Consider the following 25,966-nt stretch of genomic DNA (forward strand, 5'->3'; position numbering starts at 1 on the left):
AAGCATTGCCTTCTTGCAAATGAAATAGATTCGAGAATTGCACGAAAAAGGTGCGTTTCTGTATGAGCTGAATTTAATTCAAGAATTGAAGCAGTTAGTTTACTATTCCATAAAGGGGCGCGTTCTCCCTGCAGATATGGTAGAATTATGGGCGTTTGCTCCGGGGGAATAAGCGCTGCTTTTGAAGTAAGGTCATCAAGCACTTCAGCTGTTATTTTTTTATTAAGAACGCTGTTAAGAAACCAGCCTAAAACATTTCCACCTGTGTTGGTGCTTCCATAATTAACAAAACCCGGATGAAATGAAATACCTAAAAAGTTGTCGAGAACCTTTGGTTGTTGAAGGTAAAATGCGCCGGCTTGCTCTGAAGTGTTAGCCAACATGAAACCTTCTTTGTCATTTAATCGAAGGCCATGTAGCGATGTGTACAGATCGGCCATTGCGGGAAAGACAAAACTTTGTTGTGGAAAGTCAAACAACGTTTTCCAGTCATCTTTTACCGCCGATGGGTTATAGCTGATAGTTGGTAAAGAAGATGAGGCCAATTGCAGGTGATTCAGTAACTCGGGAGCATATTCTCTTTTTTTCAAATTCACCATGCTTATCTGCGAGCTGAAATGAGTTTGATATTGTGCCGCAAGCTCATAAAAAATTGCATCGCCAACTTGTAAAAATATTGACTCATTATTGAACCCTAACTTTCGGCGATGGAGCAGTTTTGTGAAGAGCCAATTGGTGCCAGTTGGTAAAAAGGTACCTATAATTTGTTTGCTTTTGCCATTGCCCATAACGTCGTTGTATTCATCAAGGCTATTGTAACTTGTAGTGTCAAGCCAGATTGGGAATGAATCTTCAGACGGCCGGTCCGTCTTCATATTCCATTCGATCAAGCTCGATACATGACCGCAAATGCCAATATTCAACTCCTCTACCTGGTTCGTTTTTAGAAAGCTTCCTAATTCCTTAAATAGTGAAAAACATTTTTCCCGCGTAATGTAATATTCAGCTGTTACCTGTCCGGAGCTTCCGTAGAGTAGTTCGTTTTGTAAACTATTAATAAGAATGATTTGATCTGAAATAAACGGACAATATACGCCCAGCTTAATCTGCGATGTGCCAATGTCAAGCGTGGCTAACGCAACCCTTTTTTCAGTTTGTAGCATCAAGGTTGCTTTTGATGATTTCGGATTTAAGGAGCTGAAAAAGCTCTTCATGAGCATCTAGACCGCAGATTTGGGTTAAAACAAAATCTGCTCCTTTTTCGCTGATCTGGTCTGCTATTGTGACTCCTTTTTTTGAATCTCTGTAACGAAAACCTGCAATAATACCAGCGATCAAACCTGTGGGATGAATGTCGTGTTTTACAGCAAGCAATGCTGGCCCTATCAACCGGTCGTCGCGCCCAAGTTTCCGCTCAGGATCTGCACCATTTCTTTCAATTGGATCGGGAATGTTTTTGTCAGCGAATTTGGCAAGGGCTGCATTCATCCATTCTTCCTGTTCTTTTCTATCAAAGCCAAACTCCGCTATTTGTGCATCACAACTTTCGCTCGCAGCTTTCTTTGCGATTGCGAGAATTTCTGCATCATTTGCTGCATCGGGTAATTGGCTATATCCTTTTTGAGCTCCCAGGTAAGTAATAACTGCATTGATACAATTGTACGTATAGATCTTTCGCCTTAGTTGATTTGAAAAATTTCTTAATGGATTTAATCCATAAACATGAAGGTCGCTTTTGATTTCATCGCCGTTGCAAGGAAGTTCAAAAAAGTTTTGGGATCTGATGGTTAAGGGAGCCTGTTCGGGGCTCGGTTCAATACATGTTCTGAATATGATTGATTCAGAAAAACCTACTTTTTCTGAAAGCCACTTTTGTTCTGCTTCATTGAAGTTTCTCGATACCATTTCTTTAAAATAGCCCGGAGCGTTTGTCAGGTTTTCGCAGGTTATAATAGTAAGTGGTTGGTTAGGATTTATCGTATGCCTTTTTTGAAGTGCTTTTGCAAAATCGATTGAAAGCGTTTCTAAGTTATTACCAAAGACAGCTGTAAAAACGACGCTGGTTTCAACAAATGGAGTATGCCATGCAACGTCGCTGACGTGATGTGCAGCAGATACATTTATTGTAGCATTCTTTTCCTGTTTGTCTACAATTTGAATATCATATTGCATCGCCTTTTTTAGGTCATTGACTAATTGCTCGTTCTTATCGATCAAGACAATTTCATATCCGCCAAGAAATGCAAGGTGAGCAGCGAAACCTCGTCCTGTTTTGCCGGCTCCAAATATTAGTGCTGTTTCGCTCAATTTATTATCGTTGATTTTTTATTCGATATCCCGAGTGAAAATGAAGAAGAAGGACGATTTAAAGTCTATGTTCAATGAGGTGATTCATGTACAAGAGTGCGACGCAAGAATGATACATAGTAGCAGTAAGTTTGGCTCACAAAAACGGATCTTATTGAACTACTAATTTAACTTTCGGCTATTGTCGTTCATTTACAAGCACCGCTTTTACTGCTTCGCGGCTGGCTATTTTTTCATACGCTAACTCCCAATCATCTAACGAATACTGGTGGGTAACTACCTTCTTGACCTTGTCTTCGTTGCGTTCTAAAATACCTATGACTTTTATCCATGCATCGTGAGAAGATGTTGCTGAAAAAATCATTTCGATAACACTTAGGATTGCGGTATTAAACGCAAATGGAATGAGGGCATCGTGAGAAATTCCCAGAGCGATGAACTTGCCGCCCTTTCTGAGCAAACCAAGTCCCTGGTTGATAGCGTTAGGATCGCCTGAACAATCTATGACACAGTCGGCTCCCCAGCCATCATTCATTTCTTTTACTTTGGCAGGGATGTCATCGCCGGGCAATAACACCGCCCTTGCACCCAGCTCTTCAGACAATTCGAAACGGATTTTATTTTTTCGGGTAGAGGCAACACAAACGATGTTTTTAGCACCTAAATCGACTAAAGTGATTAAGGTAAAGAGACCGATTGGCCCCATGCCGTAGATAACAGTGAAGTCGTCTTTTTGAAATTTACCGCGTTCAAGACAACCGTACACACAAATAGCGAAAGGTTCAGCAACAGCAGCCACTTGCTTTGACATGTTCATTGGAATTTTATGAACACAATACTCTGGCTGCACCGTATACTCGGCATATACGCCCTGCGAAAACCAGCCGGGAGATCGTTTGTGAGGACATAACTCATAATGACCCGAAAGGCACAGCTTGCAATTAAAACACGCACTTTTTGCATTCTCGCATACTACCCTATCACCAACAACAACCCTCTTTACAGCGCTTCCAACCTCGACTACGGTGCCTGTGTATTCATGTCCAACCGTGTTTCCATCAGGCATCGTCATTGTTCCATGTAGTACATGAATGTCTGAAGTACATATTCCGATAGCATCAATTTGTATCTTGACATCTGTGTCTTTTTTAATTACAGGCACAGGTGCTTCAACCATTTTAAAGTAAACCCCGTTATCAGAAAATTTTTTTACAGCTTTCATGAGCCCATAATTTTTTGACTATAAATTAATTGTGCTGCATTTAATTGCTACCAACAACTATTGTAATAGCAGATACATGCGAACCCTGTCAGCACGTTGTTTTGCTTAGGGTAATAATGTATGAATGTAATACTTTAAAATAAAAAGTTATTAAGTAACCATACCCCCATTTATGACTTTATAGCTGGTTTTTTCCTTCGGTTACTCCCTTCCAGCTATCAGTTCTAAAAGGTGATGCTGGTAGTTCGGCTTTGTTATAAAAATTTGGTTTTGGAATGTTTCGCCAGGCAAATCTTACTGCTACAGGTTTTACTACCGCATCGCTCCAAACCACCACTTCATCTCCAATAATAGCTGCCTTTGCAGCAACGAATTTCTCATCGTCGCCCGCAATGGTAAACTCTGTTAATTCATTTCCGTCTTTTGTTACCAGGCCTCCATCTACGAAATCGAATTGAATTTTTATTTTGGTAGCCTCCACCTTCATTGACTTATACAAGGGGCCGGACATGATCAAATTTTTCTTTCCATATTGGTTGTGAAGTGCCCAAAGAGACAGGCGCTCTCCTACGAGCTTTTTGTTGCGCGGATGTATATCAAGAGAGTCTCCGTTATCCGTAGTAACAGCCATGCCGGTGTGAGCAACTGTTCGGTATGTAAGTAATTGCGCTTCTCTTATTTCTGGATTTTGGCTACGATGCGGTGAGATCTGAACAAAGTAGAAAGGCAGATTTTGATTGCGGAAATCTGAGCGCCAGTTTTTAATAAGTGCAGGAAAGAGTTTCCTGTATTGATAGGCTCTGGAAGCATTGTTTTCTCCCTGGTACCAAAGGACGCCTTTTAGCGTGTAAGGAACCAGTGGCGCTATCATCGCATTGTATAACCTGTAAGGAGATTTGTCGGGATTTGGCTTTATCGGGGCAGCCGGTTTTGGCTTAGTGGTATCCTGCTTCCAGGTGTCAAGGGCGAGCTTATAATTATCATTTTCTTTTGGATAACTCTGTACCTGTTCATTATACCTGTCGACAAGCACCTTAAAATCGGGGTCACTTTCCAACACTTCTTTTTTTGTCCATGACTCTGCTGTCGTTCCTCCCCAGGTTGAATTGATGATACCTATAGGAAAACCTGTTGCTCGATGCACTTCCCTTGCAAAATAATATGCAACCGCTGAAAAAGTATCCACCGTTTCAGGACTACATACTTTCCAGTCACCCTTGAAATTCTGCTGTGGCTCGTCTGCATTTTTATTAGCTACATCTATTTGCCTGATTAAAGGAAAGTTCGCCTCCTTCATTTCCTGTTCGTAGTTAAGCACGCCTGTATAAGATCCGTTTCTTGTTTTAGCAACAAAGAATTCCATATTTGACTGGCCTGAGGCCAACCACACTTCTCCCAAAAGCACATCTTCTACTTTTACTTCATTGGTGCCTTTAAAAGAAATTGTATACGGACCTCCTGCTGCAGCGGTTGTGACATAAGTAATCCACTTACCTGAATTATCAGCACTCACAATAGTTGACTTGTTATTCCAGCTTGTTGTGATAGTAACTTTCTCGCCGGCATCACTCCAACCCCAAAGCGCAACCTTACTTTTTTGTTGCAACACCATCTGGTTACTAATAATTGCAGGCAGTTTTATCGACGCATTTATAGCAGATGCAACAATTAATAATAGCGATGTCAATAAGAGCTTTGCAGAGTATCGTCGAATCATCACACAATCTTTTAATTGAAAGTTACTGTTTACTAAATTGTTGGCGCGTTGTTACAGTAAGAAATTGACAATAGAATTTTAATAAGGGCTTATAACGCTGCCAATCTATTTGGCCGCCGATTTCATTTTCTAAGTATAGGCGCTACATGGCTACCTAACAACCCTATTGAGTGTAGAAGTTTATTGTGAGACAATTTAGCGTTGTCCATTTGGAAAGTTACCCTGGAGATACCACCAAGTGCATCACTATGTCTTAGTATTTTTGCAGCAACTTCTTCCGGACCACCCACCAGCAATGCACCCATTGAAGCATTTTGCGCATTAAAGTGAGCTCTTGTTACAGGCGGCCATCCCCTTTCTCGTCCTATGCGGGTAAAGGTTTCAGCGTATCCCGGGTAAAAATCTTCGATCGCTTCGCCGGTAGTGTTAGCTACATAACCAATAGAATGTAATCCAACTTTTAATTTATCCGGTGAATGTCCAGCTCTTTTCCCCGCTTCCCTGTAAAGATCTACAAGCGGTCTGAAACGATGGGTTTCTCCGCCAATAACGGCAACCATTAACGGAAGTCCAAGAGTGCCGGCACGAACAAAAGACTGGGGTGTACCCCCGACGCCTAACCACACCGGTAATTCCTCCTGGAAAGGCCTGGGGTAAACAGGTTGATTTTGAAGTGCCGGACGAAATTTACCAGACCAGGTAATGAACTCGTTATCACGTATCTTAAGCAAGAGATCAAGCTTTTCAATAAACAGCTCATCATAGTCTTGTAAGTTTAAGCCAAACAGTGGATATGCTTCTATAAATGAACCACGACCTACTACCATTTCAGCACGCCCTTTTGATATTAAGTCAAGCGTTGCAAAATTTTGAAATACCCTTACCGGATCTGCAGCACTCAAAACAGTAACTGCACTGGTTAGGTGTATTTGTTTCGTTCGGGCTGCGGCTGCTGCAAGTATCATTGTAGGTGCAGAGTCGAGAAACTCTTTGCGGTGGTGCTCTCCTATTCCAAACACGTCCAGCCCTGCCTTGTCAGCATGCTCTATTCTTTCAAGCAACATGTTTAACGCCTCTGCACTGCTTGTTGCAGTTCCTACATCTGCCGCTGCAAAACTGTCTATTCCTATTTCCATAGTTGTTTCTTTAAATATTCCAGGTTTGCCTTCTCAACCAGCTAAAGACACCGTCTCACTCTCCTTTTCAAGTATCTTATTGTGTCACAATCTTCTTCTTATTTAAGGGAAACGTACCGGTATTGTAATTTCTGCAGCAATTGCCTGTTAACGGATGCAAAGATAGGCTGACAGGGTTCGGGATGTGTTGTGATTACACCAATTAGATAAGCTGGTAAATGCAGGAAGCGTGGTAAGTACGGGACTAAAACTTTTTTGCTTCTAGACGAACACCACGAAAGGCTGTGACAAAGCAAGTAGCGGAATTTTTGAGCTTAAACGACAGGGCTGAACAAGGTACTACATAATCGGAGAAGGCAGTCCTGATAGTGCGATCTTTCACTGTTCAGGCTCTTCACTTTCGCCCTGATGTGATTGCCCGGGAAATAGAATACCGCCGTATGCAAAAGGAAAGCTAAAAGAGACCAAGACTTTTACGATAGAATACTGGGAATTTAAATAATACAATAACTAAAAAAAGTAAACCTGAAAGAATATCAAGGGGCATTAGGCTAAAAATTTTCGACAATAATTCTCCCTATTGCATCTGCCACCCAGGGGTCGATGAGCTTTTTTTTGTCCGGACACCAATGCCCGTCGCCTGTAGAATACAACCGGAATATCAAATAGTCATCGTGACCGGGAAGTTTTAAGATAACATGAAATTGGACTTGAGTCTCATTATACCCCTCAGACTCCATGTTGGGCGAGATTACACACTCATATATTGATTTGTTTTTTTCAAAACACTCATACACCATTTTATCGGATTGAAACATCAAAATTTGTTTAACTACCTAAATTGTAATTCAGAAAATATGCCAGAAAAAAATAATAGCATGCATTCTACCAGTTGTTGCCATTGTTTAAAAGAAGACGCATAGCAGCCCTTCCTGACAACGCTTAAATACCCGGAACGTAAAAAATGCAGACAGCACTACACTACCGGACACTTGATATTGCTGCTGTCTCTAATTACTCCGGTATCAATCTAACAAGCATTACTATACGGCGATACCTGTTTGGTAGTTAACTCCCAACGCTTCAAAAAAGTTTTGCAATGCCATTTCAAACGGAGGAAGTTTAATACCTTTTTCACTCTCTAGTACGCTGTTTAAAGGCCGAGGCGCTATGTGTTCCATTTGATCTGTTGAGACGCGCCTTATTGAAGCGGTATCATACCCTGCCATTATTGCTACAAGCGTGGCGAAGTCTGCCCAGGATGTTTTTCCACTATTGCTTACATGATAGATTCCTTGTGCACCATCAAGCAATAGGTCCAGTGTCTCGCTTACAAGGTCAGGAACATACGTAGGGGAAATCAATACATCCTCTGCCGCAGTTATTATGCGCCCTTCTCTTACATCACGAAGCGTTGCGGAAACGAAATTTTGTTGCTCCCAGGGACTAAAGAAATTACCGGTACGAATAATCAATGCATCAGGGTTATTAGTGGTTATCTTTTCCTCAGCCAGGGCCTTACTTAACCCATAAATATTTAAGGGGTCAACTTTGTCACTTTCCGTATAGGGTGTATCCTTTACGCCGTTAAAAACCTGGTCTGTTGAAAAGGTAAGTAACCTAATGCCGTTTTTGCTACAAATGGAAGAAAGCAAGACAGGTCCATTGCAACTCGCATTCAGACATGCTTCCACATTCGACTCGGCTGCGTCTAGCTGCAAGTAGCCAGACGTATCTACAACACCCCAGGGCTTTAACTCCCCTATTACCTGCTCTATACTTTTTTCGTCCTGAAGGTCCAGCTCCGCACTACTAATAAGCAAGTGATGAATATTCCGGTCATCACAAACACGGGCATAAGCAGCTCCCAATGTATCCGTCTGTCCTAGTATTAGTAGCGGGCTGCAATTAGTAGCTTTTTTCCTTTTCATCTGAACCACTTTCTTAATCCCATATTGTTGCCTGTTTGCCCGCTGCCACCAACCCTCATTTTCCAGTACAGGATGATAGTATACCTTATGTTTCGTTAATTCCTGTATAAACCTGGCTAAGGCAGTCGGTCTTGGGCAGCTTGAACTAACATTGAAAACACCTGGTTCATATACTCCCCATGGTTCTGTAACCAGTTTGTTCCAACCAGTCAATCCAAATATTGCCCATGCAGTTATTGCTTTTATGTCAACCCCTTCTTCTTTTACCTTATTCACTGTCTTCCACACGGTGTTGAACCAGCGCATCTGGTCTTCGCGGCTACTATGAAGATGACATTCTGTTATCGCTAACGGTATTTGTAAATGTTCCCATGCTTCATGTAATAATACCGACAGCCCGTTTTCTTGTTTCAAGGGAACTTTCACTGTCTCGATATCTGCATATTTATGTTTACCGTTACCACCGTGATATTGTTCAGGATACTTGTTCACGTCATGGTCAAGGTAGCGTTCTGAAGTAATGTAGTAATTGAAACCAGCTACATGAGGAACACAATTATTTTCGACGAAATAAAGAATTTCCTCTTCACTGATGCCTGACTGTAACAGACGATTCCACAAAGGATGTTGCTGATTTACTTTCCCGCATAGAAAGTCGTACGATATCCAACGACGTTGATTTTCAAAGTCGGCCTGGTAAGCAAGTAGGGGAGTACTGTAACACTTACCAAGGTCTTCGGTTTGAATAAGCTTTGCGCCAGGATTATACTTCCTGATTTCCCGCATTGCCATTACAGTCGCCTTACACTCGCTCAACAACACTTTATAGAAGGTGTAATCAGATGTACCATGTGGATACCAATGGCCGTACAATCCACAAAATCTTGCAGTGGTTAAAGGTTCATTAACCGGAGTAAAGTACTCTAGCCACGGAAACTTTTGTATCACAAGCCCGGCGTATTCTGCCAGCCCGTTCTCGAAGCTGCCATCGAAGAAGCTTACGTGCCTTGGGCCACTTCCATGGTGAACAAGACCTGCAATAGGCGTGATTTGTAGTTCTCTTAGTCTTTCGAGGTTTTTTTCTATAAAAGTCCAATCTATTGCACCATCCTTTATTCGTTGGTGTTTTTCCCAAAGGACCGGGTAGCGAAGCATTTTTATACCTAAAGATCCAATTAGATCAATATCACTCGTTCCCCTGTTGTAATGCCCGGAATATTCCGATTGATCAAAGTACTGATCACGTACGCGGTTTATAGTGCACTCAACTCCACCCCAGATTTCTATTTCCTTTCCCATAATACCTGTATTTACTGATTACTGTTGTTTTGCCCATTTAGGCGTTAAATTATTAGCACCCTTCCGCCCGGAAAGGTTTGCAGTAAAGTATTGTGTGTTAGTTGAATTTAGTGATATAGGAAAGACAAATGCAGAGACAAAATGCACTTAGGTGAAGAGCAAAAACATACTGCAACTGAAGAAATGGTATTCTTCTTATACATCCTCCTTCCTTTCTATTACGCCTGTCTTAGTTCCTCCTGTTTCATAGTATATAAGAAAAGACATGCCAATTTTGAACAAAAAAACTTATGAGAATGTTTCACCACTGAATTCAGAAATAGGAGCAGAACAAAAATGCTATTCTTTTAACCACAAATAGTTGTCTTTCAGTTTCCAATTCTTGTCCCAACATGAAATAGGGTTAATTGATAACCTATTGCTTATACAACAATAAAAAAAAAATAGACGTTGACAGAAGCATCAGTTGTGTAATTTTTTACATATGTTCGCAATATTGGTGGTACTTTTTCTTTACACTATTAAAAGTTGATAGCTTAATGCGGTTATCTCTTCAAAACCAACCCCAATTTTACTGTTTAGTTGCCGGGTTTCACCGTTTTAGAAGAAAAGTTTTAGAAGAGCTTCGTATATTTCGAACTTTAATTTATTTAAAAGGAATAAAAGTTGAAGGGAATGTCGGGGAAAAGAAAGACAGAAAAAAACTCATAAGAGTTGTGTGGTACTAAAGAGTCAGAAAAGCGGGTTTAGAAAGATAAAAACAGTAGATAAGCGTAAGATGTAAGGTTACCTTTACGAAGCATTGGCTTTACATTTACAAAACCATGGTGAAAGACGAAGATTAAAAGAGATAGTAACCACGAACAATTAAGTTTAATAAAGTGAATAATTATGATACGGCAATTAGAAGATGTTTTTGATGAATTTGTGAAGCCCCTGAACGACTTTGATGGTTCAAGAAGTTCTATTGGGAGTGGATTGAGATATAAAATATTGTGGTCGGAAACAAACTTAGCATTTACGACCAGACTAAATGATGTAGCAACGATGCTGGAAAGATCAAAGCAATATAAAAGAGAAGAAATTCTATCAGAGGTCGCAAGACTTCAAAAATTATTTAACGCCAAATTCTAAGATCGCTTATCCTAATATTAATAATGCTCTTACACTAAACCTTGTTGATAACCGTTATACAAATTTTATGAGACAACCAGGAGTATCATTTTGAATATACCTGATAGCTACAAAAGCAGGATGAGAGAAAATTTTTTCAAGTTGAAAACCTTGGGTTAACAGTATTTATTACTCTTGTTCTTGCGGAACATTGTAAATAACCTTTTATTTAAGCAAAATATCCATTACTGCTGAAACGCTTTTCGTTTCCCTAATTCGTATTATAGCAAGCATTAAGCTTATCATAAGACCAGGATTTTTAACGCGTTCAGCAATGCAAACAACATCAGCGTCCATACGTTCAATGTAATTTTTCTTGTCTTCTTCTTTACGGGTCGCAAGTACTACCGCATTGTTCCAGGAAACTTTTCTGGCCATATTTATGCTGAAATTTATAACGGCGTCCTGCTGTTTATCGGTAATCTTATTAATAGCCCTCATAGGCAGCCAAATTTGTGCAAGTGTGTCTTGCATACTTTGAGTAAGGCTGGCGATAACTGAATTAATTTTTTCAAAATCGTTTTTAAGGTCATGAATTTGACTTGCGGGACAACATTCCGCAGCGGCAATGCCAAGGTCCAGGTTGATATGAGTGTTTATGCCTAGTATGAGGTGCTGTAATACAATGAGATTCTTTTTTTCCGCGGCATCAAAGGCAGCGCACCATGCATTAGGACAAGGCTTTTCATTTACGTAGGCATCCCAGGCCTGCAGATAACGGTTAGCGAAAATAACGTCAAGCCGGGCCATTCTTGCACTTCCTGCAAAGCTGTTGTTGTCGATTCCATCTCTAACTGCAGCCGTCATTTTACGGTAAAGGATTGCAAAGTATCCAATGCGACTTTGCCGGTTTCTGCTCCAGTCTATTATATTATCTAGATGAGTTAATACTTCATTGATTGTTGTGGCTTGTAACATTAATTAGGGGTTTAGTTAGAAAAGTAATGAGGAACATTTACAAAAGGAAATTAGTGGTGTAAGCACAAGGAAGTGCTGCAAGGTTAGGGAGGGAAGAAAGACTAAGACGAGCCGGCATATTGCGGCAGGCGGGTTGTGTCGCAGTACATACTATAACTTGATTTCTTTTTACCGGCACATTTCTTTAGCACTTTTCTCTGTTCAACCGACTGACTCTTGTAATATTGCCATTGCGGCCAAACTATTAAGGCTTGCCGTAATACCCGCGAAAGAAGGGAGGCCAAAAAAAATTAATGAGAAGAGCATAAATAATATGAAAAAAGAATTTTCTGGTTCAATTGGTTGGTTACGCATAATAGGCATTGCAGAAGGAATATCTCTTTTGGTATTAATGGGTATTGCAATGCCTTTAAAATACCTGGCAGGAAAGCCGGAAGCGGTAAAGTTTACCGGGTGGATTCATGGATTATTGTTTGTGGCTTTTATAGCAACGGTGCTCTACGTATATTTTCAAAAGAACTGGCCTTTTAAAAGAGTTGTCATAGCCTTTATAGCCGCCTTTCTTCCTTTTGGAACTTTTGTTTTTGACAAGTGGTTGCAGAAGCAGACAGAAGCGTAAATCTTTTATCTAAGCAGAATCTGCTTTCTGCTGGTGCAAGTACATAAATATTTGAAAAAGCATGCACGACGTATTGGTAGGAGTAAACTAATACAATTTAAAGAGCTGCCAGAAAAAGAATAATATCTTTTTAGCTTCTACAACAACGAAAACATTTCTTGCTCCACGGTCGAAGATGTAAGACTTATAATAACTTGGGATATGGAGAAAAAAGAAAAAGATTATTTAACTGTTACTGGACTTAATAATTGGAGGAGTTTAGGAAAATATGAAAGCAGAACAAAGAAGAATTTAAAGTTGTCCCACTTTTGAAGTTTATGATATTCCCCATATAAAAGAACCAGACCGATCTACACAAAAAATAATTGAAAAAAAAATCCAGCTCAAACCAAGCTTATATTGTTTTCTGCCTCGTGGAAAAGAAGGAATTGTGAAAAGGGAAGAATTTACAGAGGCTTTCGCCTCTTTAAATTTTCTTAGTTGAAAACTGGTAGCTGTTGCACTTTTACCTAACAAATCCCTATAACCTTTGTTTTTTTATCGGATGCAGTATTAAATACTTCAAACTAAATAAAACTGCGACTTTAATAACGATAGCAATTGCGTAAGGAAGCCAGGTTTGTTTCTAAGCTTTTTGAATTCTTGTTTGCGACCGTAATCCCTTAGCGCTGATTCCGCTGGGGTTATTATTACCCCGGACTATTTATACTGCCCCTTCACCAGGCTCCCAAAACTAAAAATGCCTCGTAAATTGTTGTTTACAAGGCATTGCTTATTGAATTTGTACCCGGGAACGGAATTGAACCGTCACTCCCGTTGCGGGGAACAGGATTTTAAGTCCTGCGTGTCTACCAGTTCCACCACCCGGGTGTACCAAAAAAAATTCCACCCTTTCAGATGGAATTTTCTTAGAGCGAAAGACCGGGCTCGAACCGGCCACCCCGACCTTGGCAAGGTCGTGCTCTACCAAATGAGCTACTTTCGCATTATTTTTAAGAACTTTTGCTTACCCGTAGTTTCCTACTTTTAAAGCTGACCCATCAACTGGTTTAAAGTGTTTGTTGATTTCGGAGTGCAAAAATAAGAAACCAACAATAACCACCAAATTTCTTTTGTACTTACTATTTATACTTCGGTGTGTATAAAGTATTGTCAGGCACTTCTACATCAGGTTTACCCTCGTAACTTTCGCTGTATAACTTATAACAAGCGCCAAATATAAAAGCAATCATACAGAAAAGCGTCACGTAGTACAAAAACCTCGACGACATCACCCAGTTAAACCCTAGATCTTTTTCTTTATGCTCCTGTATCTGTTCGTTAAAATCGTTTACCATACTGCTAAAATTGCGATGCAAAAATAAGGGACATCAATTAAAAAAACGTATTTATAACTATTTAGGTAAATGTTTTTAATAAAAGTTGTACCAGCAAACTATTATAGCAAGGTTTAGTTAGAGCCTTTATCGGGATCACCGAAGAAAAATCGGATGTAGCTGCGTTTCCAGTAAGGCAATAAAAATCATTAATAACAGAAAGCTTATCTATTTTCGACACATGATTCAACAGTGGCTTAACTGGCGGACTGCACTTACTTTGTTTGCCGTTTGTATTGTAACCGGCACGATCTTTTACTCGAACTATCTATCTAAAAAAATAGGAGCTGAAGAAAAGCAAAAAGTGGAGACCTGGGTGGAAGCTCAAAAAACAATATTGACTGCAACCGAACAAACAGACCTAAACCTTGCCATCCGCATTTCAACAGGAAATGATGACATACCTATCATCGAAACAAATGAAAAAGACAGCATTACCAATAATTATGTAAATCTCGACTCCGCCAAGGTAAGTGCTGACAAAAGTTACTTGTTGCAGAAATTGCAGGAGTTTAAAAGCGTTCATCCACCCATAATATTGCCTATACCTGAAAAACCCAACGCCGAAAATCGGTATTACTACGGGGAGAGCAGGTTGCAAAAAGAAGTTAGATATTACCCAATCGTTCAACTAATCATTATTGGTTTATTTATTATCATTACTGTAATTGCACAAAGAAGCCGTTACCAGAATACCCAAAACCAGGTTTGGGCCGGCCTTGCAAAAGAAACCGCGCATCAGCTAGGAACACCTGTTACCAGCCTGGAAGGTTGGGTTGAAGTATTGAGGGATATTCCGGGGAATGAAAAACTAATTGGTGAAATAGAAAAAGATGTGAACCGGCTAAAACTTATCTCTGACCGTTTTGGTAAGATTGGCAGCATACCTAAACTGGAAGAGCGCAACCTGGTTGAGCAAATTACCAACATGATCGATTATATAAAGAAAAGGGCGAGCGGCAAGGTGCAGTTTACATTTAATACAAATGGCGAAACAAATATTCCCGCAATGGTGTCGCCACCCTTATTTGACTGGGTAATAGAAAACCTCTTGAAGAATGCCCTTGATGCAATGGAAGGAAAGGGCAAGATAGATGTAACGGTTAAAGATGAAGTGGCGTCGGTAGTTATTGATGTAAAAGACAACGGCAAAGGCATCAGTAAACAAAATATTGCTAAGGTCTTTAAACCCGGCTTCACAACAAAAAAACGCGGGTGGGGTTTGGGACTAACCTTAACGCAACGCATTGTAGAACAATACCACAAGGGTAAAATTTTTGTAAAACATTCTGAAATCGGCAAGGGAACTACTTTTAGAATTGTACTGAACAAGTAGTTTTAAGTAAATGATTTTACTACATTTGCGCTCCTGCTGCGGAGGTGGCGAAATTGGTAGACGCACTACCTTGAGGTGGTAGCGGGGTAACAGCCGTGGGAGTTCGAATCTCCTCTTCCGCACAAAGCTCTTGAATATTTCAAGGGCTTTTTGTTTTTTGATAAGAAACGAAATTTTGTTCTGTAGTACACTAAACGTCTAATTTGTAAAACTGTGTAGCAGTGTTACCAAAGACATCAGCTTGTTCGTGCTGGCTAAATGCAGCAAAGTAATCAGTAACAATCTCGAGGATTTGAGCATAAGACGCTGCCACTAAACAAACAGGCCAGTCGGAGCCAAACATAATCCGGTCAGTTCCAAAGGCAGATACAACTACATCAAGATAAGGAGTAAAATCGTCCTTCGTCCAGGTTTTCCAGGAACCTTCCGTAACCATACCCGAGACTTTACAGTATACGTTTTTACACGTTGCTATTTGTTGTATGTCATTTTTCCAATCATCTATTTTATTGTCTTTTATGTTTGGTTTGGCCATATGATCAATTACAAAAAACTGGTCAGGAAGGGTTTTCACTAACTCGTAAGAATACTTCAACTGGTCAGGAAAAATCAGAATATCATAAGTAAACCCATACTTATTTAAAAGGCCTATACCGCTCACAAATGCAGGCCGAAGCATAAAGTCGCGCTGCGGTTCACCCTGCAACACGTGCCTGAAACCTTTCATCTTTTTAAACTGGCTATAATACTCCAATCGCTCTTCTACATTTTCTGCCTGCAAGTCAACCCATCCAACTACACCTTTTATAAAATCCCATTTCTCTGCCGTCGACAAATGAAATCCATTCTCTTCTTCAGACTGGTCTGACTGCACGGTCACACATCCACCAATGCCTGAGTGCTGCAACAGCGGTTGCAGATCAACCGGAGAAAAGTCTTTTTGAATAACCTCCATGTCATCCGTTATCCAACTGTCTCTGACCGGGTCAAACTTCCAAAAGTGCTGGTGCGAGTCTATTTTTATCATATTTTTTTGTTGATCAACAATTGCTTTTCATAGCAACATCCTTGCGACGCTCCGTTCAAACGCAGTTTAAAAAATGAGCAAGGTTTACCAGCATTATTTTATTGAAAAATAATAAAAAAGCCCCGCTAAATATCCAAAACAGAAAAACCAATACTTAACAGTCTTAAAGGGTAGTACAACTATTAAGAGTTTTAGATAGCAAAGTGAACAGCCGGCAATGGAAACCTAAACATTCACCTGTTCCAGATTTTTAACGTCTATTATAAAGTTAAACCCTTTTGATAGTAAACACTCAGCAGCTGGAACGGGGTAAATAAGGTCAACTAAATTATTTAAGATCCCCATTTAACTTAATGGTAAATTGGCAGTATGCTTTTTTCAGCAATAGAAATATCAAGGCTAACCCTATGAAAAACGGGTTATTTTTTATAGTCACTTGTTTCGCCCTGTTATTCTGTAACAGTGCGACGTCGCAAGATTTTTCTAACAAGGGAAAAGATTTTTGGGTTATTTACACCGGGCACGTCGACGGTACAGTGTCAAGAATGGCCTTGTACATTACTTCTGATCAAAATGCAGCAGGCCAGGTAGATGTTAATGGCAGCAGTATTCCGTTCACCGTAACGGCTAACAATGTCACTACTGTTCAGTTTACAAACACCAGCAATCCATCCAACTCGGTTGTTTATAACGGGCAATTAGAAGGGGTCGGCACAAAAAAAGGAATTCATATAAAGGCTGATAAACCTGTAGTTGTATATGCGCACATTCTCAACTCCGCCAGGTCCGGCTCTACACTTGTACTTCCAACTGCAGTGCTGGGAAAAGAGTATTACGCCTCCAGCTACAATCCTTTAAGTGCCACCAATGCTGACCGGTCGGAGTTTGCAGTGGTGGCTACAGTAGATAATACCGTTGTTGAAATTACACCGACTGCGCCTGATGCCAATGGTGCTCACATTGCTAATGTTCCTTACCAGGTAAATCTAAGTAAGGGCGATGTTTACCAATACCAAAGCAATGGCGATTTAACTGGCTCACACATTAAATCTGTGGGTAATGCAACTGCATCCTGCCAACCGATAGCAGTATTCTCAGGATCTACCAGAACTTCTATGGGTTGTTCAAATCCAAGTTCGGGAGATAATTTATACCAGCAACTTTTTCCGTTTGCATCGTGGGGACGATTGTTTTATACCGCTCCTTTTGTCAACAGGGCGTACGATGTTTTTAGAATTATTGTGCAGGATCTTTCAACAATAGTATCGGTCAACGGAGTGCCCTTAAATCCATCTTCGCTTATTAACGGAAGGTTTTATGAGTTCAATACTCAAGGCAATAATACTGCAAGAATCATCTCCTCTGATAAACCAATCTGTGTCTTTCAATACCTCATAAGCCAGAATTGCGATGGGGTGCTTTCCGATCCTGAAATGATTATTTTAAATGCTGTTGATCAAACGCTCAACAACATTACCGTTATGTCTGCAAGAAATAACCTGACTCCGCCCAATACCAATATTGCCAGCCATTTTTTAAACATCATTTTCAAAACAAATAATTTTAGCTCGCTTCTAATTGACGGCAAAAGCCCAACTGCTTGGCCTGTTGCCATACCCGGCACAGGTTATTCTTACATACAGGAAAATGTCACCAGTTCTACCAACGTTAACCCAGCACACCACATTACCTCCGATAGCGGTTTTATTTGCATCGCTTATGGATACGGAAATATTGAATCGTATGGTTATAATGCGGGAACCAATGTGATTGACCGATACCAGTACATCACGATGCAAAATTTGTATGCATCTATAAACTTTCCTGCTACATGCACTTATACCCCTTTTAATTTTTCTATCACACTGCCTTATCAGCCCACTTCCCTAAACTGGGATTTTAATAATAATCCAAATCTTTCTCCCAATACTGCTATCACCAACCATGCGCCCCAGGCTGATAGCTCCTTTGTTTTAGATGGCAAAACTTTATACGTGTACAAGTTGAAAGCGAACTTTTCTTTTTCTGCAGTAGGCACTTTTCCAATTAAAGTAATTGCACAAAATGCGACAGCTGAAGGATGTAGCGGAACACAGGAAATAAATTACGACGTGGTGGTGTACGAAAGACCTAAAGCTGATTTTTCGATCACCGGAAACGGATGCTTAAGTAACGCAATGCAATTTTCAGACTCGACAAATAGTGATGGCAGACCCATCATTAATTATAGCTGGAGTTTTGGTGACAACACAATCGCAGCCATAAAAAGCCCTTCAAAAAAATATACTGCAGCAGGAAACTACAACGTAAAACTGCAAGTAATTACCGACATAGGATGCGTAAATGAAACCACAAAACCAGTAACAATTACATCAGACCCGGTAGCAGGTTTTCGAGTTCCACAACCAGCTTGCGTTTCTAATGCGATTACATTGACAGACTCTTCCGAAGTAGGCGTGGGAACTATTGCAAAATGGTCTTGGAGTTTTGGTGACAGCAGCAGCCTTGTTGCAAATACAACAAATGCTCCTGTTAGTCACACTTACCCGGCAACGGGTGCATTTACAGTAAATCTGAATGTAGAAACAGCTGCTGGCTGTACCAACACCATAACTAAAACACTTACCATTCATGCACAGCCCGTAGCTGATTTTATTGCGCCTGATGTGTGCCTGAATGATGCTTTTGCCAGGTTTACTGATAGTAGCTATATCGCCGATGGTTCACAAAGTCGTCTCAGATACTTGTGGCATTTTGGTGATGCAAGCGCAAGTGCAACAAACCCTGACACGTCTGTTCTTTCAAATCCACAACATAAATACTCTGCAACCGGCAATTATAATGCAACGCTACAGATTACATCTCAATTTGGTTGTATGTCGACTATAACAAAGCAGTTTTCTGTTAACGGTTCGTTTCCCAAAGCTGCCTTTATGGTTAAAGACAGCAATAGCCTGTGCAGCAATACAACAGTCGAAATCACAAATACATCAACAGTGTTTCCGGGTGTGATCACTAAAATTGAAATTATTTGGGATGATGTAAATGCGCCCGGTAAAATATATACAGACGAGTCTCCTGCTGCGGGTAAAATTTACACACATGCCTACGCTGTTTTATTGGTGACAAAAAAGTACGATATAAAATTAAGGGCATACTCTGGCCAGAGCTGCGTAAATGAAATAGTAAAAACCATCACTGTTAATGGCACACCTGATGTTACCTTTTTACCAATTCCGGATATTTGTTTTGATAATGCTTTACGACAAATCACCCAGGTAACAGAAGCCTCAGGATTAACGGGCACCGGTTCATTCTCAGGTACTGGTATTACAGCAACAGGAATGTTTAATCCAGCTTCGACTGCTTTACAAACAACTTCAGGCACTTTTTCTATTCTCTATACTTATACAACTGATAAAGGCTGTAAAGACACTGCTTCCGGTGCCATTACCGTTTGGAAAGTTGCTGCAGATGCAGGATCTGATATCGTTGTTCTTCAGGGTAATTCCGCTACTTTAACCCCAATCGTTTCAGGCGACAACCTTTTGTACAACTGGACACCCTCCCCCTTTTTGAGTAGCAGTAAGATTAAGAACCCCACTACCTCCCCAAAGAATAATGTGACTTACACCCTAACGATAACAGGTAATGCCGGTTGTTCAGCTACAGATACGGTACTGGTCAAAGTAGTAAAGCAACCAGAAATTCCAAATGCATTCTCGCCAAACAGCGATGGCGTTAATGATGTTTGGAACATCAGGTACCTAAGTGCATCAGCAGAGGCGACAGTGGAAGTATATAACAGGTACGGTAGGCTTGTGTATAGATCAATAGGATACAGCAGGCCCTGGAATGGAACGCATAACCAAAGTACTTTGCCTGTCGGCGTTTACTATTACATTATTGATCCGAAATTCGGAAGGGCTAAAATAGCAGGCTCTGTCACTATTTTACGCTAGGGAAAAAGCAGCAGAACTGCTTAACGCATCATTTCCTGCGGAATAGAATAATACTTCAGCTCGATGAGATCGTTTGGCAGGGGCTTTTCATTCCATTCTTTGTGTATGGCCAGAGCGGTACCAAGTGCTGTAGCCTGGGCCATTGAAGCAGCAAAAACTTCCATTCCAGGAAAAGCCTCGGCAAGCAAATTCATATAAATACTGTTCTTACTAAAACCACCATCTACAAACATTCGCTTGACTTCTGATCCATTTAAAATTAATTGTGTTGAAAATCTTTGTTGTGTCATGATGTCAAGCATCAACTGGTGATACGCCTGGTCATCAGATTCAAACGATGAAAGATCTCTTTGTGCAAACAGGCTTTCATTGATCAATTTTACAGTATCAGAAATTTTAGGGTTTTTAAATTTTTCTCTTAAAAAAGCAATTACATCCCTGTCGAATTCCATTGTTCTATATCGAATAGTATTTTGGTTAAAGTGTTCAGCAATGCGCTTAACCTGTTCTTCATGTTCGTTGCCGGCAAACAACCTTGCTGCTTTCACAGGCCTGCCCTCGTAGCTAAGAAATGATAAACAGTCGTGTCGCAGCTCCTCTATTGTTAAGGGAGCTTGATTGAACGGATTTAGACTGATACACCAGGTGCCCGTAGAAATAAGAACAAATGGTTCCTGGAAGCTTACGAGGTAAGGAATTAAAGCCGCAGAACTATCATGCAAGCCAATTCCTGCAACAATATTCCTTCCTTCAAATGAAGCCTCTACTACCTGTTCCCCTGAAGAAACCGGCGCTAATTTTCCAATAACACCTTCTTTGTACACCCACTCATGATAATCCTCTTTCGTGAAGTCCCATAAGTTTGTATGACATCCAATGCTGGTGATATCAGAAAAATATTTGCCTGTAACAAGGTAGCTGATGTATTGAGGTAAATGAAGGGATTTTATGATTTGCTTATAAATGTCCGGCTTTGCATACTTCAACCAATACAACTGCATCCCCGAATTCAGGTGCCCTAAAACAGGTGAAGCAGTTTTATAAGAAAACGATTCTTCGCCACCATAAGTATCGTAAAACTGTTTTTTCAGTTCTGCCGGAAAAGGCTTTAAATAGTTATAAAGCGGTGTAATTGGATTGCCGTCACTACCAAGGTTAACGAAGCTTGCCCCGTAAGTTGAAAAGTTAACTGCCTTAATTTCAAACTCTGTTAAAGCAATAATTTCATGAAGCGATTCAAAAACAGACAAACGAAGGCTCTCGACATTTTCGCAGGGGAAACCGTCATCATCTATCGTTTCTACAAAACGTGCCGTCCGTTCAAAAACAATTTTATAATGCCGGTCGAACAGGAAAAGTTTTTTGTTGGTTTTACCAACGTCGATGATGGCAATAACGGGTTGAGCTGACATAAAACAGGTTGTTGATTTTGTTCTCCTCTTTAGGGGAGCCAGAGGGATTTACAATCCGGTCGCTACCGTTTTTAAACCTCTTTCTTTAATTAAATTTTCTCTCACTTTCAACTGCCGGTAAAGCTTCAACGGCTCTAACGCCGCTCCACCTCTTAGCCTTGCCTCTGCAATCAGCGCACGAACATCTGTTCTGTATGCGCCCTGCAGTATTTCCTGTGCCCTTACCACATCGTTTGCCAACTGCGCCTGCTCTAACTCTTTAGCATCAACAAGCAAAGCCTGGGCATATGCAATCATGATCGCTTCTACAGATTGCAACAGGTCTTCCAGCGGATCTTTGACATTATGTGATGCATCAATCATCCAACCTAAATCGGTCGCGTGATTCATACCTCTTGCATCCATACCTTCTACCAGTTCTTTAAAAATTAAAAACAACTGGTAAGGATTTATGCTGCCTACAGTTAAATCATCGTCGCTGTATTTTGAATCATTAAAATGAAATCCACCCAGCTTTTCTTCCATTAACAATAAGGCAACAATCTGCTCAATATTAGCATTTGGAAGATGATGACCAAGGTCAACAAGCGTATAAGCTTTAGGTCCGAGTTTGCTTGCATATAAAAATGATTGCCCCCAATCTCCCACCGTTGTAGAATAAAAGTTCGGCTCAAATGCTTTGTATTCCACAAACATCTTCCAGTTGTCGGGAAGCTCAGCGTATATTTCCTGCAAGCTTTCAAGTGTGTTTTGAAAAGCCTTCCGCATGTTCAACTGCCCCGGAAAATTTGATCCATCCGCCAGCCAAACAGTAAGAGATTCAGAACCTAATTCTATTCCGTATTTGATCACTTCAATATTATGTTCGATGGCCTGCTTTCTAACACCTTTGTCTATGTGTTGCATCGAGCCATACTTATAACTCCGCTCCTGCCCTGCCTGGTCTTGAAACGTGTTTGAGTTCATGGCATCAAAACGAATCCCGTGTTGTGCAGCAAGGGCTTTTATATTATTTGCATTCGTAGGAATATCCCATGGAATGTGTAAAGAGATGGCGCCGCTACAATTGTTTAATTTATGAAGCAAACCAATATCTTCTATTTTTTCTTCGAGGCTTCGTGGCTCTCCACCACCGGCAAAGCGACCAAATCGGGTACCACCGGTTCCAAGCGCCCAACTGGGAATTGCAATCTGAAAATCAACCAGTTTTTGTAAGATCTTCTCCGGATTTTTTATGGACGAAGCAACAAATTCAAACTTCCTTTTATGGTCATTCAGAATATCGTTGTTGTATTGATCAAGCTTATATTTTTCTATTAGCATAACGATCTGTTAATGAATTAAGGTAAATGAAAAAGTTCTTTTAGCGGTATTTGCACAGGTGAATTATCAGGATTGGTTTCCATTATTCCAACGTTTTGCTTCCACCATTTTTGCATGATCTCTGTTGCCGGCAGATCTTTCAGTTTTGCAGCATCCTCTGCTTTCATCACTCCAAAAAGGTTATTCGTCGTCTCATCAAGAAATATAGAATAGTCACTAATACCCGCATCTTTCAATAGCTGTTTTAGCTCAGGCCAAAGCTCGTCGTGCCGTTTTCTATACTCCTCTTCGAACCCCGGAAATAGCTGCATCTTAAAAGCGATACGTTGCATGAAAGAACCACGATTACGTGTATTTTTTATTGATTTTGGGGAAGTAAGTTATAAAAGAAGCTGCCATTACAGCTTGTGTAACTGGATGTTTTTTTTATTGAGCCATCTTTTTGATTCATCTGTCAACATCGTTGTGTCACTCACTTGTACTGCAAGTCAATTAAGCAGCTTTTTTTAAACACATAGAAACATAAGTATTTAAGAACACAAAAAAAAGACACCCAACGCCTTTGCCTGCAATCCAACTAATTTAGGTTATACCCATCGTTTTCCTTCTATCTTCCCTATCTCTCAATGTGGTTTATTTTAAAAAGACGCATATAGTTTTATACGTACAAGTGAGTGACACAACGATGTTGGATAAAGAAAAAGAGTTCGTTCCATAAAACTTTCTTTCTCTCTTTTCCCTTTAAGGTTGGCGCTTCTACCTCATAAATGCCGCCGCAACTCCGCCATCGACATTCAACACATTGCCTGTTGATTTATTCAATAATCCACTAACAAAGACAAAGCATGCATTGGCAATATCATCAGGTAAAATCGACTCGTTCATTAAGGTGCGTTTTGCGTAGTAAGCCGGTAATTCCTCAACACTTATTCCATAAGCTTTGGCGCGGCCTTCAGCCCATCCGCCTGCCCAAATATTTGAGTCGGCAATAACAGCATCGGGGTTTACCATATTTACGCGAACCTTGTCTGGACCAAGTTCTGCTGCAAGCAAACGGCTAAGATGGGCTTGTGCTGCTTTCGCAGAACCATAACCGGCATTATTTGGACCGGCAACCACAGCGTTCTTAGAAACGATGTTTATAATATCACCACCAAAGGCTTGCTTGCGCAACACCTTCATACCTGCTTTTGATACCATGAACTGTCCTTTTACAAGGATGTTATAAAGTCTGTCCCAGTCTTCAATTGTATGATCTAACAAAGCTTTTGAGGTACTGATGCCCGCATTGTTTACGATGATATCAACACCGCCAAAAGCAAGAGCAGTTTCATCAATGGCTTTCTCAATGGTTTGTTCGTTGGTTACATCAAGCATTGTAGCAGCAGCAGTATCACGGCCAAATTGTTTATTGAATTCTGCCATTGCTCCTTCCATTCTTTCAGCATTGATGTCGTTGATGATAACACAAGCACCTTCGGATGCAAACCTTTTAGCGATTGCTTTACCTATTCCGCCGGCGCTTCCGGTAATCAAAGCCACACGTCCGCTTAGTGGTTTTGGCTTGGGCATCCGTTGAAGCTTTGCTTCTTCGAGTAACCAATATTCAATGTTAAATGCTTCTTGTCTTGGCAGGGAAGTATAAGATGAAATGGCTTCGGCGCCGCGCATTACATTTATCGCATTGGTATAAAACTCTGCGGCAACTCTTGCTGTTTGTTTGTCTTTTGCAAAGGCAAACATTCCAACACCCGGATATAAAATAACAACCGGGTTAGCATCACGGATTGCAGGGCTGTTTGGATGCTTACAATTGTTGTAATAATCTGCATACATGTTTCTGTAAGCAGCGAACTTCGGAGCAAGCTTTTCTTTGAGCGCTTCAATGTTTGCGAGATCGTCATTAGCGCCAAGGTCTAATACAAGTGGGCTAATTTTAGTTCTTAGAAAGTGGTCAGGGCAACTTGTACCCATCGGTGCCAAACGATCTAAATCATTTGAATTGATAAATTGCAGCACCCTTTCATCGTCGCTGAAATGCCCAATCATTTTTGTTTGGCTGCTGCAAAAGCCACGCAATACCGGTGCTAAAGCTGCTGCCTGGCTCCTTCTCTGTTCTTTTGGTAAAGAATCAACCTTTGCACCGCCAAAGACGGCTGATTGTTTGGCGACTGACTCCTCAATAAATTCAGCACAGCGCTCGATAACTTCTAATGTATTTATATAGCTTTCATAAGCGGTATCGCCCCAGGTAAATAAGCCGTGAGAACCTAACATAATACCACGAATACCTGGATTTGCATCAAGGCAGGCTTTTAATTGAAGACCTAATTCAAAACCAGGTCGTTGCCATTCAACCCAGCCTATTGTTCCTTCAAATAATTCTTCAGTTATCTTTTTGCCGTCTTTTGCTGCTGCTATGGCTATCGCGGCATCCGGATGAAGATGGTCAATATGTTTGAAAGGTAAAAAGCCATGTAGGGGTGTATCGATGGATGGCGCTTTTGAACTTAGATCATAAATGCAATGATTAAACAACTCCACCATCTCATCTTCACGCGCTAAACCTGGATAAACATTTTTTAGACTCAAAAGCTTTTCCATATACAGCGCAGCAAGGCCGCTTCTTTTTAAAGTGCCAAGGTCGCCACCGGAACCCTTTACCCACATCACTTCAGTTTGTTGGCCTGTTAATGGGTCTTTAGCCATTGCTTTGCACGAAGTATTCCCGCCACCATAATTTGTAAGGCGTAAATCAGCACCAAGCAAATTAGAACGATAAATAAGTAATCCAACTTCGTCGCCTGCAAGCTCTGCAGCCTTGGCGTCATCCCACAGGTAGCTAACGTGTTTAAAACTGCCCGCGTTTATAGCGGAGTTATTAGAAATACTACTCAATTGTGTATTCATAAAAGTATTTTTTTGATTGATTATATTGTCGAATAATTATAAAAATGTACAAGCGTGCGACGCAACGATGATGCTATGAAAAACCGATGCCGGATACCAAATTCTATTTAAGTGAATTTCCATATCCAACTACTAATACCGATAAAATAATAGTTGCTATCCCAACGATCACTGTCCTGAATGTTTTTTTCGCAACACCTTTCCATTCTTTTACAGCAATGCCCCAAAAGTTTGCGACCAATATGATGAAGGCCATGTGAAGAATCCATGAACTCGCACCATTACCTAATTTACTCTC

At 40.6% G+C, this 25,966-nt stretch carries 19 protein-coding genes and 3 tRNA genes; 5 read left to right on the top strand and 17 right to left on the bottom strand.

Translation table 11 applies throughout. From position 1 onward, the window contains the following. The 7 genes from JWR87_RS08540 to JWR87_RS08570 form a co-directional block, all read right to left on the bottom strand. Positions 1–1,163: FGGY-family carbohydrate kinase (locus JWR87_RS08540; RefSeq protein WP_297818318.1), on the bottom strand; the 1,163-nt coding region annotated here is incomplete at its 3' end. After that, complete coding sequence (locus JWR87_RS08545; RefSeq protein WP_297818321.1) at positions 1,150–2,307, bottom strand: hypothetical protein; 1,158 nt, start codon at positions 2,305–2,307, stop codon at positions 1,150–1,152. The genes JWR87_RS08540 and JWR87_RS08545, both read right to left, overlap by 14 nt. A 178-nt stretch (positions 2,308–2,485) precedes the next feature. Next, positions 2,486–3,529, bottom strand: coding sequence for an alcohol dehydrogenase catalytic domain-containing protein (locus JWR87_RS08550; RefSeq protein ID WP_297818324.1), 1,044 nt, complete (start codon positions 3,527–3,529; stop codon positions 2,486–2,488). A 178-nt stretch (positions 3,530–3,707) separates the two neighbouring features. Continuing rightward, complete coding sequence (locus tag JWR87_RS08555) at positions 3,708–5,246, bottom strand: sialate O-acetylesterase (RefSeq protein WP_297818327.1); 1,539 nt, start codon at positions 5,244–5,246, stop codon at positions 3,708–3,710. Positions 5,247–5,368: 122 nt separating this feature from the next. Then, entirely contained in the window at positions 5,369–6,382 is a 1,014-nt protein-coding gene (locus JWR87_RS08560) for an LLM class flavin-dependent oxidoreductase (RefSeq protein ID WP_297818330.1), read from the bottom strand. Positions 6,383–6,933: 551 nt separating this feature from the next. After that, positions 6,934–7,200: a hypothetical protein gene (locus JWR87_RS08565; protein WP_297818332.1), complete on the bottom strand. Its 267-nt coding sequence runs from the start codon at positions 7,198–7,200 to the stop codon at positions 6,934–6,936. Between the two features lie 225 nt (positions 7,201–7,425). After that, entirely contained in the window at positions 7,426–9,612 is a 2,187-nt protein-coding gene (locus JWR87_RS08570) for a family 1 glycosylhydrolase (RefSeq protein ID WP_297818334.1), read from the bottom strand. An 891-nt stretch (positions 9,613–10,503) separates the two neighbouring features. On the opposite strand from JWR87_RS08570, the gene JWR87_RS08575 reads away from it, so the two are divergent. Beyond that, complete coding sequence (locus tag JWR87_RS08575; protein WP_297818337.1) at positions 10,504–10,746, top strand: hypothetical protein; 243 nt, start codon at positions 10,504–10,506, stop codon at positions 10,744–10,746. 204 nt (positions 10,747–10,950) lie between these two features. Here JWR87_RS08575 and JWR87_RS08580 read toward each other — a convergent pair whose 3' ends face one another. Continuing rightward, a complete protein-coding gene (locus JWR87_RS08580) occupies positions 10,951–11,703 on the bottom strand; it encodes a DUF5995 family protein (protein WP_297818340.1) in 753 nt (250 codons plus the stop codon). Between the two features lie 313 nt (positions 11,704–12,016). On the opposite strand from JWR87_RS08580, the gene JWR87_RS08585 reads away from it, so the two are divergent. Then, positions 12,017–12,322: a DUF3817 domain-containing protein gene (locus JWR87_RS08585; protein ID WP_297818342.1), complete on the top strand. Its 306-nt coding sequence runs from the start codon at positions 12,017–12,019 to the stop codon at positions 12,320–12,322. A 784-nt stretch (positions 12,323–13,106) separates the two neighbouring features. Here the strand turns inward: JWR87_RS08585 and JWR87_RS08590 are convergent. The 3 genes from JWR87_RS08590 to JWR87_RS08600 all read right to left on the bottom strand — a co-directional run bounded on the left by JWR87_RS08590 (position 13,107) and on the right by JWR87_RS08600 (position 13,659). Then, positions 13,107–13,192, bottom strand: a tRNA-Leu gene (locus JWR87_RS08590). A 42-nt stretch (positions 13,193–13,234) separates the two neighbouring features. After that, a tRNA-Gly gene (locus tag JWR87_RS08595) sits at positions 13,235–13,307 on the bottom strand. A 136-nt stretch (positions 13,308–13,443) separates the two neighbouring features. After that, positions 13,444–13,659: a hypothetical protein gene (locus JWR87_RS08600; protein ID WP_297818344.1), complete on the bottom strand. Its 216-nt coding sequence runs from the start codon at positions 13,657–13,659 to the stop codon at positions 13,444–13,446. 220 nt (positions 13,660–13,879) lie between these two features. On the opposite strand from JWR87_RS08600, the gene JWR87_RS08605 reads away from it, so the two are divergent. Beyond that, a complete protein-coding gene (locus tag JWR87_RS08605; RefSeq protein ID WP_297818347.1) occupies positions 13,880–15,034 on the top strand; it encodes a HAMP domain-containing sensor histidine kinase in 1,155 nt (384 codons plus the stop codon). A 38-nt stretch (positions 15,035–15,072) separates the two neighbouring features. After that, positions 15,073–15,156: transfer RNA gene (locus JWR87_RS08610), tRNA-Leu, on the top strand. A gap of 68 nt (positions 15,157–15,224) precedes the next feature. Here the strand turns inward: JWR87_RS08610 and JWR87_RS08615 are convergent. Then, positions 15,225–16,061, bottom strand: coding sequence for an amidohydrolase family protein (locus JWR87_RS08615; RefSeq protein ID WP_297818350.1), 837 nt, complete (start codon positions 16,059–16,061; stop codon positions 15,225–15,227). A 407-nt stretch (positions 16,062–16,468) separates the two neighbouring features. Here JWR87_RS08615 and JWR87_RS08620 point away from each other — a divergent pair, with 407 nt between their 5' ends. Further along, positions 16,469–20,023 (top strand): PKD domain-containing protein, encoded by a 3,555-nt coding sequence (locus JWR87_RS08620; RefSeq protein ID WP_297818352.1) that lies wholly within the window; start codon positions 16,469–16,471, stop codon positions 20,021–20,023. Positions 20,024–20,043: 20 nt separating this feature from the next. Here the strand turns inward: JWR87_RS08620 and JWR87_RS08625 are convergent, their stop codons facing one another. The 5 genes from JWR87_RS08625 to JWR87_RS08645 all read right to left on the bottom strand — a co-directional run. Continuing rightward, entirely contained in the window at positions 20,044–21,435 is a 1,392-nt protein-coding gene (locus JWR87_RS08625; RefSeq protein WP_297818354.1) for an FGGY family carbohydrate kinase, read from the bottom strand. 48 nt (positions 21,436–21,483) lie between these two features. After that, positions 21,484–22,758 (bottom strand): TIM barrel protein, encoded by a 1,275-nt coding sequence (locus JWR87_RS08630; RefSeq protein ID WP_297818356.1) that lies wholly within the window; start codon positions 22,756–22,758, stop codon positions 21,484–21,486. Positions 22,759–22,775: 17 nt separating this feature from the next. Then, positions 22,776–23,090, bottom strand: a complete 315-nt coding sequence (rhaM, locus tag JWR87_RS08635; protein ID WP_297818358.1) for an L-rhamnose mutarotase — start codon at positions 23,088–23,090, stop codon at positions 22,776–22,778. A gap of 424 nt (positions 23,091–23,514) precedes the next feature. Then, positions 23,515–25,668: a bifunctional aldolase/short-chain dehydrogenase gene (locus JWR87_RS08640; RefSeq protein WP_297818360.1), complete on the bottom strand. Its 2,154-nt coding sequence runs from the start codon at positions 25,666–25,668 to the stop codon at positions 23,515–23,517. A gap of 103 nt (positions 25,669–25,771) precedes the next feature. Further along, positions 25,772–25,966 (bottom strand): L-rhamnose/proton symporter RhaT (locus tag JWR87_RS08645; RefSeq protein ID WP_297818363.1); only part of this gene is annotated, 195 nt, incomplete at its 5' end.

The organism is Segetibacter sp. (assembly GCF_025963695.1).
Classification (GTDB): Bacteria; Bacteroidota; Bacteroidia; order Chitinophagales; family Chitinophagaceae; genus Segetibacter.

Excerpts from the sequence above, each read along its gene's own strand:
- JWR87_RS08550 (WP_297818324.1), bottom strand. The coding sequence starts at position 3,529 with ATGAAAGCTGTAAAAAAATTTTCTGATAACGGGGTTTACTTTAAAATG.
- JWR87_RS08555 (WP_297818327.1), bottom strand. The coding sequence starts at position 5,246 with ATGATTCGACGATACTCTGCAAAGCTCTTATTGACATCGCTATTATTA.
- JWR87_RS08560 (WP_297818330.1), bottom strand. The coding sequence starts at position 6,382 with ATGGAAATAGGAATAGACAGTTTTGCAGCGGCAGATGTAGGAACTGCA.
- JWR87_RS08565 (WP_297818332.1), bottom strand. The coding sequence starts at position 7,200 with ATGTTTCAATCCGATAAAATGGTGTATGAGTGTTTTGAAAAAAACAAA.
- JWR87_RS08570 (WP_297818334.1), bottom strand. The coding sequence starts at position 9,612 with ATGGGAAAGGAAATAGAAATCTGGGGTGGAGTTGAGTGCACTATAAAC.
- JWR87_RS08575 (WP_297818337.1), top strand. The coding sequence starts at position 10,504 with ATGATACGGCAATTAGAAGATGTTTTTGATGAATTTGTGAAGCCCCTG.
- JWR87_RS08580 (WP_297818340.1), bottom strand. The coding sequence starts at position 11,703 with ATGTTACAAGCCACAACAATCAATGAAGTATTAACTCATCTAGATAAT.
- JWR87_RS08585 (WP_297818342.1), top strand. The coding sequence starts at position 12,017 with ATGAAAAAAGAATTTTCTGGTTCAATTGGTTGGTTACGCATAATAGGC.
- JWR87_RS08600 (WP_297818344.1), bottom strand. The coding sequence starts at position 13,659 with ATGGTAAACGATTTTAACGAACAGATACAGGAGCATAAAGAAAAAGAT.
- JWR87_RS08605 (WP_297818347.1), top strand. The coding sequence starts at position 13,880 with ATGATTCAACAGTGGCTTAACTGGCGGACTGCACTTACTTTGTTTGCC.
- JWR87_RS08615 (WP_297818350.1), bottom strand. The coding sequence starts at position 16,061 with ATGATAAAAATAGACTCGCACCAGCACTTTTGGAAGTTTGACCCGGTC.
- JWR87_RS08620 (WP_297818352.1), top strand. The coding sequence starts at position 16,469 with ATGAAAAACGGGTTATTTTTTATAGTCACTTGTTTCGCCCTGTTATTC.
- JWR87_RS08625 (WP_297818354.1), bottom strand. The coding sequence starts at position 21,435 with ATGTCAGCTCAACCCGTTATTGCCATCATCGACGTTGGTAAAACCAAC.
- JWR87_RS08630 (WP_297818356.1), bottom strand. The coding sequence starts at position 22,758 with ATGCTAATAGAAAAATATAAGCTTGATCAATACAACAACGATATTCTG.
- rhaM (WP_297818358.1), bottom strand. The coding sequence starts at position 23,090 with ATGCAACGTATCGCTTTTAAGATGCAGCTATTTCCGGGGTTCGAAGAG.
- JWR87_RS08640 (WP_297818360.1), bottom strand. The coding sequence starts at position 25,668 with ATGAATACACAATTGAGTAGTATTTCTAATAACTCCGCTATAAACGCG.